Origin of the sequence: Geobacillus sp. GHH01 (genome assembly GCF_000336445.1) — a bacterium.
Taxonomy (GTDB): domain Bacteria; phylum Bacillota; class Bacilli; order Bacillales; family Anoxybacillaceae; genus Geobacillus; species Geobacillus zalihae.
Genome location: NC_020210.1, coordinates 1 through 12799, shown reverse-complemented (window position 1 = coordinate 12799; position 12799 = coordinate 1). Strand labels below are relative to the sequence as shown.

General features: G+C 52.1%; 7 protein-coding genes, 2 tRNA genes and 1 rRNA gene. All 10 read right to left on the bottom strand.

Annotation, left to right across the window (positions count from 1 at the left end):
* Positions 1-199 precede the first annotated feature (199 nt).
* Positions 200-275: transfer RNA gene (locus GHH_RS00050), tRNA-Ala, on the bottom strand.
* Between the two features lie 6 nt (positions 276-281).
* Positions 282-355 (bottom strand) — tRNA-Ile (locus GHH_RS00045).
* Between the two features lie 338 nt (positions 356-693).
* Positions 694-2251, bottom strand: a 16S ribosomal RNA gene (locus GHH_RS00040).
* A 446-nt stretch (positions 2252-2697) separates the two neighbouring features.
* The gene (locus GHH_RS00035) at positions 2698-3765 is read right to left on the bottom strand and encodes an HD-GYP domain-containing protein (protein WP_014194554.1); all 1068 of its coding nucleotides are present in this window, start codon (positions 3763-3765) and stop codon (positions 2698-2700) included.
* 147 nt (positions 3766-3912) lie between these two features.
* Positions 3913-6369, bottom strand: a complete 2457-nt coding sequence (gyrA, locus tag GHH_RS00030) for a DNA gyrase subunit A (protein WP_011229522.1) — start codon at positions 6367-6369, stop codon at positions 3913-3915.
* A 150-nt stretch (positions 6370-6519) separates the two neighbouring features.
* Positions 6520-8442, bottom strand: a complete 1923-nt coding sequence (gyrB, locus tag GHH_RS00025) for a DNA topoisomerase (ATP-hydrolyzing) subunit B (RefSeq protein ID WP_014194553.1) — start codon at positions 8440-8442, stop codon at positions 6520-6522.
* Positions 8443-8488: 46 nt separating this feature from the next.
* Complete coding sequence (recF, locus tag GHH_RS00020; protein ID WP_012820419.1) at positions 8489-9607, bottom strand: DNA replication/repair protein RecF; 1119 nt, start codon at positions 9605-9607, stop codon at positions 8489-8491.
* A gap of 11 nt (positions 9608-9618) precedes the next feature.
* On the bottom strand, positions 9619-9849 hold the full coding sequence (yaaA, locus tag GHH_RS00015; RefSeq protein ID WP_012820418.1) for a S4 domain-containing protein YaaA: 231 nt from the start codon (positions 9847-9849) through the stop codon (positions 9619-9621).
* A 188-nt stretch (positions 9850-10037) separates the two neighbouring features.
* Entirely contained in the window at positions 10038-11174 is a 1137-nt protein-coding gene (gene dnaN / locus GHH_RS00010; RefSeq protein WP_015373695.1) for a DNA polymerase III subunit beta, read from the bottom strand.
* A gap of 172 nt (positions 11175-11346) precedes the next feature.
* Positions 11347-12699 (bottom strand): chromosomal replication initiator protein DnaA, encoded by a 1353-nt coding sequence (gene dnaA, locus GHH_RS00005; RefSeq protein WP_011229517.1) that lies wholly within the window; start codon positions 12697-12699, stop codon positions 11347-11349.
* Between the last annotated feature and the right edge of the window lie 100 nt (positions 12700-12799).

Here is a 12799-nt window from a genome sequence, read left to right as displayed (position 1 = left end):
AAAGTAGCTCCTTTGAATTCGCTTCTTCGCTGGTTTGCGTCGAGGAATCCAGCTTCTCTGAATTCACTTGTAGACGCAAAGCGACTTCTTTGAACAAACTTCCTTGCGGCTTTGTGCCGAGGAATCTTGCTTCCCTGAACCCGCTAGCAGACGCAGGCACAGATACAAAGCAACTACGTTGAAACCTCTTACCTTGATATGGTGGAGCCTATCGGGATCGAACCGATGACCTCCTGCTTGCAAAGCAGGCGCTCTCCCAGCTGAGCTAAGGCCCCATCCAATGGGCCTAAGTGGACTTGAACCACCGACCTCACGCTTATCAGGCGTGCGCTCTGACCAGCTGAGCTATAGGCCCATATACACATTGCAAGGAACAATAAGTTCCCTCAAAACTAAACAAAACAGCAAGCGTCATTATAATCAAACTGATAGGTTTTGTCAAGAAATTCTGTCTAGCTCCGGCGCCTGGTTCTCTTCTGCCAAATAACCTTCCCCCTCGGGGGTGCAAGCACCCCTGCGGGTGAAGAACATTTGGCTTCGAGAGCCGATCTCGGCGCCTCCGCTTTTCGTAATGTCTAGCTCCGGCCGCCATCGGCTCGCGACGCTTCGGTCCTGCTGCGGCGGGCTAAGCCCGCTCGCAGGCCCTCCAGCGCACCTCGCCGATAGGCGGGCGGCCTCCGCTTTTCTCCTTAGAAAGGAGGTGATCCAGCCGCACCTTCCGGTACGGCTACCTTGTTACGACTTCACCCCAATCACTTGCCCCACCTTCGGCGGCTGGCTCCCTTGCGGGTTGCCTCACCGACTTCGGGTGTTGCAAGCTCTCGTGGTGTGACGGGCGGTGTGTACAAGGCCCGGGAACGTATTCACCGCGGCATGCTGATCCGCGATTACTAGCGATTCCGGCTTCATGCAGGCGAGTTGCAGCCTGCAATCCGAACTGAGAGCGGCTTTTTGGGATTCGCTCCCCCTCGCGGGTTCGCAGCCCTTTGTACCGCCCATTGTAGCACGTGTGTAGCCCAGGTCATAAGGGGCATGATGATTTGACGTCATCCCCACCTTCCTCCGACTTGTCGCCGGCAGTCCCTCTAGAGTGCCCAACTGAATGCTGGCAACTAGAGGCGAGGGTTGCGCTCGTTGCGGGACTTAACCCAACATCTCACGACACGAGCTGACGACAACCATGCACCACCTGTCACCCTGTCCCCCCGAAGGGGGAACGCCCAATCTCTTGGGTTGTCAGGGGATGTCAAGACCTGGTAAGGTTCTTCGCGTTGCTTCGAATTAAACCACATGCTCCACCGCTTGTGCGGGCCCCCGTCAATTCCTTTGAGTTTCAGCCTTGCGGCCGTACTCCCCAGGCGGAGTGCTTATCGCGTTAGCTGCAGCACTAAAGGGTGTGACCCCTCTAACACTTAGCACTCATCGTTTACGGCGTGGACTACCAGGGTATCTAATCCTGTTTGCTCCCCACGCTTTCGCGCCTCAGCGTCAGTTGCAGGCCAGAGAGCCGCCTTCGCCACTGGTGTTCCTCCACATCTCTACGCATTTCACCGCTACACGTGGAATTCCGCTCTCCTCTCCTGCACTCAAGTCCCCCAGTTTCCAATGACCCTCCACGGTTGAGCCGTGGGCTTTCACATCAGACTTAAGAGACCGCCTGCGCGCGCTTTACGCCCAATAATTCCGGACAACGCTCGCCCCCTACGTATTACCGCGGCTGCTGGCACGTAGTTAGCCGGGGCTTTCTCGTGAGGTACCGTCACCGCGCCGCCCTCTTCGAACGGCGCTCCTTCGTCCCTCACAACAGAGCTTTACGACCCGAAGGCCTTCTTCGCTCACGCGGCGTCGCTCCGTCAGGCTTTCGCCCATTGCGGAAGATTCCCTACTGCTGCCTCCCGTAGGAGTCTGGGCCGTGTCTCAGTCCCAGTGTGGCCGGTCACCCTCTCAGGCCGGCTACGCATCGTCGCCTTGGTGAGCCGTTACCTCACCAACTAGCTAATGCGCCGCGGGCCCATCCGCAAGTGACAGCCAAAGGCCGCCTTTCAACCAAAGACCATGCGGTCTTCGGTGTTATCCGGTATTAGCTCCGGTTTCCCGGAGTTATCCCGGTCTTGCGGGCAGGTTGCCCACGTGTTACTCACCCGTCCGCCGCTGACCAAACCAGAGCAAGCTCCGATTTGGTCCGCTCGACTTGCATGTATTAGGCACGCCGCCAGCGTTCGTCCTGAGCCAGGATCAAACTCTCCAAAGAAAGTTGATTGGCTTTTCGCATTGTCCAGCTTCGGCCGCTATCGGCTCGCGACGCTTCGTGTCCCGCTGCGGCGGGCTAAGCCCGCTCGCGGGCCTCTCAGCGCGTTTCGCCGATAGGCAAGCGGCCTCAGCTTTTCGCATTGTCCAGCTTCGGCCCGCCGCCTCTCGGGGTCAAATAACCTTCGCCTTCGGGATTGTAAATCCCTGCAGGCGAAGAACATTTGCCCATCGCGGCGACCCGCGAGCCTCAGCTTTTCTTATGACGCTTGCGTTTTGTTTAGTTTTCAAGGAGCTTTTTCGCTGTCCCTTAATGATGACAGCTATTAAATAATAACCCATGGACAACGAAAAGTCAACAACTTTTTTATTTCTTTACCGTCACAAGCAATGTTGATTGTATCATGTGGATGTTGTTTAGGCAATAGTATTTTTTGGAACTGACACTGATCAACCTTGCACCATTTCCTCGATATATATGTCCCGCTGAACGCTTAGTGACAGCAACTGTCCGGTTTCGATGATCTTGACGATCGGCCGGGCTGGCTCGTCCGAAGGAATAAACATCACTTCAGCCATTTCGCCGTTGGAGAGTTTGACGACGGCTCCTGTTTGTAGGCCGATGAGATTGTTCACCAGCGCGGCGACAGCTTCTGTACTCAGTTTGCCGAACTGCTCCCTTTGCATCGTTTCAATGGCCCGAAACGGCGACTGTTTGCGACGGTATAACCGTTCTGAAGTCATGGCATGGTAGACATCAGCGACGGCAACGATCTGGCTGTAAGGGTGAATTCTTTCTGCTTTTACTCCGAGCGGGTAGCCGCTGCCGTCATTTCGTTCATGATGTTGCAACACAGCAAGTTTTGCCCCATGGTTTAGCGCAGGGATTTTTTGCACCATGCGGTAGCTGAAGACAGGGTGCTGCTTTACTTCATTGAACTCGGCTTCAGTGAGCGCCGACGGATTTGTCAAAATTCTCTTACTTACTTTCGCCATGCCACAGTCTGCTAGCACACCGGCAAGGGCGATTTGGTGGCATTCCCCTTCGCTGTATCCAAGCTGCATGGCCAAAAAGCCCGCGAGCAGCCCGACGCTGACGGCATGATGGTGCAAATATTCGTCCTTTGTTGCGTAATGATGCAACATAAGCAACTCCCGTTTTTGGCCCGCCATTCGTTCAAAAAGCGAAATGATGACCCCTCTGATTTCGCCGATATCAACCGGCAAACCGGCTTGCCACGATTGAAACCATGTTTTGTATCGTTGGACCGCCTCTAAGTAGAAAGCCATCGGCTGTTTGGCAACCGCCGTTGATGCGGAATCGACGTTGGGAAATGGTTCACCGTTAGCAAGCAATGGTTCAACGTCCACTTCCTCAACGAGGAATTTTTCAAGTACGAGTAGCAACGGTTTCGTGATCACGGTGTTTTTCGGTATAATTGGACGTTTCGTCTTGCCGAGCACATCTTCAGCGAGCACGCATCCTTCGCGAAGCTGGGAGCGTTTCACACGGACCATCGATTAGTGCCCCCTTTGTCTTTTTTTTTCTCTGTATTTCTATCGTAACATGATTTTGGCCGCGATGGCAGGCTTTTGAAACAGAAAAACGACGCCCCGCGCCTATAGGCGAAGCGCCGTTTCCGTTAGGCTGAATGATCTTCTTCTTTATTCCTCGTCCCTTTCTTCCTCAGGCACTTTCGCCACCGTAGCGACGCACTCATGCCCATCTTCGCCAGAGAGGCGAATGAGCTTAACGCCTTGGGCGATTCTTCCCGTCCGAGAAATATCGCTGACGGCAATGCGAATGAGCACGCCGCCGGTCGTGATCACCATGACGTCTTCATTGCCGACGACGGTTGTCACCGCAACGACAGGACCGTTTTTATCCGTGACGTTGCACGTTTTCAATCCTTTGCCCCCGCGGCTTTGCACGCGGTATTCCGAGGCCGGAGTGCGCTTGCCGAACCCTTTTTTCGTGACGACAAGCACATCATGATGGTCTTCTAAAATTTCCATGCCAACTACTTCATCCCCGTCATCAAGCGTGATCGCTTTGACTCCAGTCGCGCTGCGGCCCATCGCCCGCACGTCGGTTTCCGGAAAACGGATGAGCATGCCGTTTTTCGTACCGATGATCAAATGCTTTTTGCCATCCGTCAGCCGGACAGAAATCAGTTCATCCCCTTCGCGCAAATGGATGGCGATAAGCCCGTTGTTGCGAATATGGGCGAACGCTGAAAGCGGGGAACGTTTGGCAATTCCTTGCTTTGTCGCAAACACGAGGTAGCGTTCATCGCTAAACTCGCTTTCAATCGGAATCATGGCGTTGATCCACTCATCTTTATCGAGCTCAAGCAAGTTGATGATCGGCAGCCCTTTGGCTGTGCGGCCGAATTCCGGAATCTCGTAGCCTTTTGCCTGATATACTTTCCCTTTATTCGTGAAAAACAGCACGGTGTCATGAGTCGACGTAATGAGCAAATGTTCGACAAAATCGTCTTCCGCCGTATGCATGCCTTGCACGCCCCGTCCGCCGCGTTTTTGGCTCCGGTACGTCGATAAAGGCAAGCGCTTGATGTAGCCTTTATGAGTAAGCGTGATGACGACATGCTCTTGTGGAATTAAATCCTCGTCATCGAACTGCTCAACGGCTCCTGAAACGATTTCCGTGCGCCGCTCATCGTTGAACCGCTCCTTAATTTCGCTCAGTTCATCGCGAATGATTTGCAATACTTTCTCTTCGTCGGCCAATACGCCTCTCAGTTCTGCGATCAGACGGACAAGGTCTTGGTATTCTTGTTCGATTTTTTCCCGCTCAAGGCCGGTTAACCGTTGCAGGCGCATATCCAAAATCGCCTGCGCTTGCCGTTCACTGAGTGAGAACCGCGCCATCAGCCCTTCGCGTGCCGCCTCCGTTGTCTGTGAGCGGCGGATGAGGTCGATCACTTCATCCAAATGGTCAAGGGCGATGCGCAACCCTTCCAGAATGTGAGCACGCGCCTCGGCTTTTTTCAGCTCAAACGCCGTCCGCCGGCGGATGACGGTTTTTTGATGGTTTAAATAATGCTCCAAACACTCTTTTAAGTTCAGCACTTTCGGCTCGCCGTTTACCAAAGCAAGCATGTTGATGCCAAAACTCGTTTGCAATGCCGTATGTTTGTACAAATTGTTCAACACAACCTTCGCGTTGGCATCGCGCCGCACTTCGATAACGATGCGCATGCCGCTCCGATCCGACTCGTCGCGCAAGTCGGTGATGCCGTCAATTTTTTTGTCGCGCACAAGTTCGGCGATCCGCTCGATCAGTTTCGCCTTGTTTACTTGGTAAGGTAGCTCGGTCACAATGATCGTTTCCTTGCCGTTTGGCTGCTGCTCGATTTCGGCCTTGGCGCGCAATGTAATGGAGCCGCGACCCGTTTCGTACGCCTTGCGGATGCCGCTGCGGCCGATAATTTGTCCAGCGGTTGGAAAGTCAGGTCCTGGGATGTATTCCATCAAATCGGCAACCGTCATCTCCGGATTTTGGCTTAATGCCAACAAGGCATCAATCACTTCGCCAAGCTGGTGCGGCGGAATGTTCGTCGCCATTCCGACAGCGATGCCGGATGAACCGTTGACAAGCAAATTAGGAAACCGGGACGGCAGCACGACCGGTTCTTTTTCCGAACCGTCATAGTTGTCTTGATAGTCAATCGTGTCTTTGTTGATATCGCGCAAAAGCTCCATGGCGATTTTCGACATGCGCGCTTCCGTGTAGCGCATCGCTGCTGCCGCGTCGCCGTCAATCGATCCGAAGTTGCCATGTCCGTCGACAAGCATGTAGCGGTAGTTGAAATCTTGCGCCATGCGCACCATCGTGTCATACACGGCGGCATCCCCGTGCGGATGATATTTCCCGATCACTTCGCCGACGATGCGAGCCGACTTTTTATACGGTTTATCGGCAGTCATGCCGAGGTCGTGCATGGCATATAAAATGCGGCGATGCACCGGCTTCAGCCCGTCGCGCACGTCCGGCAGGGCGCGCGAAACGATGACGCTCATCGCATAGTCAAGAAACGAAGAACGCATTTCCTGGCTGATGTTCACTTCGCGGATGCGCGGTTGTTCGTGTTCTGCCATTCGTTCAAACCTCCCTTTGAAACCTCCTCCAGTCCGGACCGCCCGGCCAGGCGGACGCGGACGGACGGCGGGCGCCGCTTCGCTCGCGCGCCGGGTGTCCCCGTCGGCAAGGTGAAGCGAGGAGGGCGGCTGATTCCCTCTTTTTTTATCCTAAATGTCCAAGTTTTTCACATAACGGGCATTTTCTTCGATGAACTGGCGGCGCGGCTCAACTTTATCGCCCATTAAAATTTCAAACGTTTCATCTGCGTCAATGGCGTCTTGCAAGCTCACTTGCAGCAACGTTCTCGTTTCCGGATTCATCGTCGTTTCCCAAAGTTGCTCCGGATTCATTTCGCCCAGTCCTTTATAGCGTTGAATCGTCGGTTTTGGCTGGTCCGGCAGCTCGGCAAGGATTTTCTCAAGCTGGCGGTCGTTGTAAGCATAACGCACCTGTTTTCCCTGCTCGATTTTATACAGCGGCGGCTGAGCGATATAAATGTAGCCGTGTTCAATCAATTCCCGCATATAACGGTAAAAAAATGTTAAAAGAAGCGTGCGAATATGGGCCCCGTCAACATCGGCGTCGGTCATGATGATGACCTTATGGTAACGCGCCTTTGAGATGTCAAACTCTTCGCCAATGCCCGTGCCAAGGGCGGTAATAATCGCCCGCACCTCATTGTTCGACAAAATTTTGTCCAAGCGCGCTTTTTCCACGTTAAGGATTTTCCCGCGCAGCGGCAAAATCGCTTGGAAATGGCGGTCGCGCCCTTGTTTCGCGGAGCCGCCGGCCGAATCGCCCTCGACGACGTACAGCTCGCTGATCGACGGGTCTCTTGACGAACAGTCAGCCAGTTTGCCCGGCAAATTGGAAATTTCAAGCGCACTTTTGCGCCGCGTCAGTTCGCGCGCTTTTTTCGCCGCCAGCCGCGCCCGCGCCGCCATCATGCCTTTTTCGACGATTTTTCGGGCAATCGTCGGATTTTCAAGCAAAAACGTTTCAAATTGTTCGGAAAAGACAGCGTCGGTCACCGTGCGCGCATCGCTGTTGCCGAGCTTCGTTTTCGTTTGCCCTTCAAACTGCGGCGATGGATGCTTGATCGACACGATGGCCGTCAGCCCTTCGCGCACATCTTCGCCAGTCAAATTCGTGTCGTTTTCTTTAAAAATTTGCTGCTTGCGAGCGTAATCATTGATAATGCGCGTCAGCGCCATTTTAAAGCCAGATTCATGTGTGCCGCCTTCATGCGTATGAATGTTGTTGACAAACGAATAAATATTGCTCGTATAGCCGTCGTTGTACTGCAAGGCGATTTCTACGGCAATGCCGTCACGCTCGCCAGCGATATAAATTGGCTCTTCGTGCAGCACTTCTCGTGTTCGGTTCAAATGACGGACGTATGAACGAATGCCGCCTTCGTAAACATATTCGTTTTTTCGGCTGTCAACCCGTTCGTCCGTCAGCGTGATTTTTAAGCCGCGATTTAGAAAGGCGAGCTCACGCAACCGAGTGGCCAGCGTTTCATAGTCAAATTCGGTCGTCTCAGTGAAAATTTCCGGGTCCGGCTTAAAACGGGTCGTCGTTCCGGTCCGGTCTGTCTCGCCGATGACTTGCAAGTCGGTGCACGGTTCTCCGCGCTCGTACCGCTGGTAATGGATTTTTCCATCCCGATAGACGTAAACTTCGAGCCATTCCGATAAGGCGTTGACGACCGAAGCGCCAACGCCGTGCAAGCCGCCGGACACTTTATAGCCCCCTCCGCCAAATTTCCCACCGGCATGAAGGACGGTCATAATGACTTCGACGGCGGGACGCCCGGTCGCCTCGTGAATGTCAACCGGAATGCCACGCCCGTTGTCGGCGACGGTGATGCTGTTGTCTTTGCCGATCGTCACATCGATGTTTGTGCAATAGCCCGCCAACGCCTCGTCGATGCTGTTGTCGACGATTTCCCAAACGAGATGGTGCAGTCCTTTCGGCCCCGTCGAGCCGATGTACATCCCCGGGCGCTTGCGGACCGCTTCAAGGCCTTCAAGCACTTGGATTTGGCTTGCATCGTACGTCTGCTCAACCCGTTGTTCCATTGTCATGCCTGATCACCTACGCTTTCTTTGCAAACGTTCAACGGTCTCGCGGTCAAGAAGGAGCGGTTACCGAACCAGAATGGACTCGATAAATAGCCGCTTCTTGAATGATATCGTGCTTAATGCCGTCAATGCTTGTTGTTGTGACAAAAGTTTGCACTTTTTTCCGGATGGCATCAAGGAGGTGGGTTTGCCGAAAGTCATCAAGTTCTGACAACACATCATCCAGCAATAAAATGGGGTAATCGCCTAACTCGGAAAAGATGAGCTCAAGTTCTGCCAGCTTGACCGCTAGCGCGGTTGTACGTTGTTGCCCCTGGGAACCGAAAGTTTGCACGTTTTTTCCATTCACGAAAAACGCGATGTCATCGCGATGCGGGCCGACCAACGTTGTTCCCCGCAGAACTTCCCGTTCCCTCATGGCGGCGAACGTTTCACTGTATGCTTCTACTATTCTCGACAATTCCGCCTTTTCTGATACGTCGACCGACGGTTCGTATCGGATGCAAAGCTGTTCGGCGCCGCGGCTGATTTCATAGTGGATTGGCATCGCCCATTGCTCAAGCAGCGACAAAAACTGGCGGCGCCGCAGCGTAATTTTGGCCGCCAGCAATACAAGCTGCTCAGTTAACACATCAAGAACCGCCTCATCGCTCCGCTCGCGCGCCTGCATCATTTTTAAGTAATGATTGCGTTGTTGCAGCAGCTTTTGGTATTGGCTCAAATCATGTATATACACAGGCGACACTTGCCCGATTTCCATATCGACAAATCGGCGCCGCACTTGCGGACTTCCCTTGACTAAATTCAAGTCTTCGGGAGCGAACATGACGACATTCAAATGGCCGACGTATTGGCTGAGCCGTTGCTGTTCAATATGGTTGCATCTTGCTTTTTTTCCTTTTTTTGAAATAAGCAACTCAAGCGTTAACGACCCGCTTCGTTTTTCCGCTCTTCCTTCTATTTTAGCATACTCTTCATTCCAACGGATAAGGTCTTTATCGTTGGACGTGCGGTGCGACTTCGCCATAGCCAAAACATAAATGGCCTCCATCATGTTCGTCTTTCCTTGGGCATTTTCTCCTAAGATGACGTTCACGCCCTCGCCGAAATTCAGCGTTTCATACTCATAATTCCGGTAATTCGTCAACGTTAAGTTGGTCAAAAACACCGAACCTTCACCTACTCCGCTTTTACGACGACGAACGTGCCAAACGGTTCAATGTCGATCCGGTCGCCGTCTCTCAGCTTTCGCCCGCGCCGGTTTTCCCGTTCTCCATTGACAAGCACGTGATGTTCCTGCAAAAACCATTTGGCCGCACCGCCAGTATCGATCAATCGCACAAGTTTCAAAAGCTGCCCCAGCGTAATCGTTTCCGTTGTAATCGTCACCCGTTGTTCCATCCGTGTCATCGCTCGCTTTCCTTCAAACTGCCTATTCTTTTATTTTACCGGAAAATCCGCCCACTCGCAAAGAAAGCCGATGAGAAGGATGGGCATAGATGTTGCCCGCCTTCTCATCGGACTTGAGAAAAAGCAGCGTTGTCGGGCGGCTTTTGCCCTTGAAGCTGAATGGTTTTCGCCAATAGGAGGGCGGTGGGTCAATATGTTCTCACCGGCAAAATGAGCTGAAGCATCGAATCGGTATGAAGCGGGCGCAACAGGAACGGCCGCATGGCCCCAGTGAAGCTGATTTGAATGTCTGTTCCATCAAGCGCCCGCAACGCGTCCATCATATATTTCGCGCTGAACGAAATGTTCAACTCTTCCCCTTCAAGAGACTCCGTTTGCAGCTGCTCCGTCACTTTCCCGATCTCCGGAGAAATCGAAGAAATTTCGAGCATTCCTCCAGGAAGCGTCGTCAGTTTCACAACGTTGTTCCTTCCTTCTCGAGCAAGCAAGGACGCTCGGTCGATTGCCTGCAGAAACTCTTTTGCATTGACGATCATGGTCGTTTTGCTTTCTGTTGGAATCAAGCGGGCCGTCTCCGGATAGTTGCCGTCAAGCAGCCGGGAAAAGAAGAGAAGGTGCTCGGCCTTAAATAGCACTTGATTGGCTGTCATGACGATGTCCACCGGGTGGTTGCCGTCATCCAAAATTTTGCTGAGCTCATTAAGACTTTTTCCAGGGATGACGACGTTGTATGATACTTCATTTTCCGACTCAATTTTCACTTTGCGCATGGCTAAGCGATGACTGTCGGTCGCTGTGCAGACAAGCTCGCCATGTTCAACTTTCCAGTTGACACCTGTCAAGATTGGGCGCGTTTCCGATGTAGAAACGGCGAACACCGTTTGTCGAATCACGGTTTTCAATAAATCAGCCGGGATTTGAAACACGTTTTCTTCTTCAATTTGCGGCAGGCGCGGATATTCGTCGGCGTTTAGCCCATTGAGGCGGAATTCTGAGTGCCCCGAGCGGATGATCGTCAAAAAGTTGTCTTCCGTTTCGATTTCCACCGTTTGTTGCGGCAGTTTTTTCACGATTTCAGAGAAAAAGCGCGCCTGCAGTACGATGCTCCCCGGTCTTTTCACGTCAACGAGCAACTTGCCTTCTTTTTCAAGCGGAATAAACGATTCAATTGAAATGTCGGAATCGCTTCCGGTCAGCGTTACTCCCGAGGCGGTTGCTGTTAGTTTGATTCCGGTCAAAATCGGAATCGTCGTTCTTGTCGATACGGCTTTCATCACGTCTTGGACGCTCTTGGCCAACGCTTCGCGGTCAATGGAAATGTTCACGTTGCTGTTCCTCCCCGTTTCTTTAGATCGTCGGAAATAAATTATAAAAATATAAAGATAAAAACCGTAGTACTAGTCGTATGGCTTGTTAGTATGTGGATAAACAAAAAAAGCGAAGCAAGCACAGCCTGTCCACATGTGGATAAGCTGTGCATAAAACCGAGACAGTTGTTCACAGTTGCTTCAGCTTTTCTTGAATCTCTTGTATATGCCTTTGCAGCTGCGTATCGGTTTGCAAAAGCTTTGATATTTTTTCATGGGCGTGGATGACGGTTGTATGATCGCGTCCCCCAAATTCATCGCCGATTTTCGGCAACGAACAGTCGGTCAGTTCGCGGGAGAGATACATGGCAATTTGCCGAGGGAACGCGACCGATTTTGTTCGCTTTTTCGCTTTAAAATCTTCCATCTTGATGTTGAAATGCTGTCCAACAACGCGCTGAATGTCTTGAATCGTGATTACCTTCGGCTTTGCGCTCGGGATGATGTCTTTCAATGCCTCTGCTGCCAAGTCAGCGGTGATCTCTTTGTTGATGAGCGACGAATAAGCGACGACGCGAATGAGAGCGCCCTCAAGCTCGCGGATGTTCGAGTCAATTTGATTGGCGATATAAAGCATTACCTCGTTTGGAATGTCAAACCCCTCCGCCTTCGCCTTTTTGCGGAGGATAGCGATCCGCGTCTCCAGATCAGGCGGCGTAATGTCGGTGATGAGCCCCCACTCAAAGCGCGAACGCAAGCGGTCTTCGAGTGTTGGGATTTCTTTCGGCGGTCGATCGCTTGAGATGACGATTTGCTTGCTCTCCTCGTGCAGCGTATTAAACGTATGGAAAAATTCTTCTTGCGTTTGTTCTTTTCCGGCCAAAAACTGAATATCATCGATCAGTAGGACGTCAACGTTCCGGTACTTGTTGCGAAAGTCGTCAGGGCGGTTGTCTCGGATGGCGTTAATAAACTCATTCGTAAACTTCTCTGAAGATAAATAGACCACTTTCGCCGATGGGTTATGTTCAATCACGTAATGGCCGATCGCGTGCATTAAGTGTGTTTTTCCAAGTCCGACGCCGCCATAGATAAACAAGGGGTTGTATGCTTTGGCCGGAGCCTCAGCGACCGCCAGTGAAGCGGCATGGGCGAACCGGTTGCCGGAGCCGATGACAAACGTATCGAACGTGTATTTCGGATTTAACATGCTTTGTGGGAAATCGTTTGTCTCTTCATACGGTTTCCGTTGCTTTTTCTTAGATGACTGGAACTCTAGTTCTTCATCATCCTGATTTGGCGGAATGATAAACTTGACGGCCAATTCTTCGCCCGTGATGGTGTAGATCGTTTCCGCAATCAAATGAGAGTAGCGAGAATCAAGCCAATCTCTAGCAAACTCGTTCGGGGCTACGATGACGAGCGTGTCACCTCGTAAAGAGTGGGCTTTTGTTGACTTGAGCCAAGTTTCAAAGCTCGGCTTGCTGATTTTTTGTTCAATCTCCGCGAGCACGCGATCCCATAAGTCATGGATATTTTCCACCCGTTGCCCCTCCCTTAAGTCAGAGGATGATCGTTTGTTTAAAAAAATAAGTTTGTGGAAAAAGCATATTAAGGAAATAAAGAAGCTTTTCGACAAAATC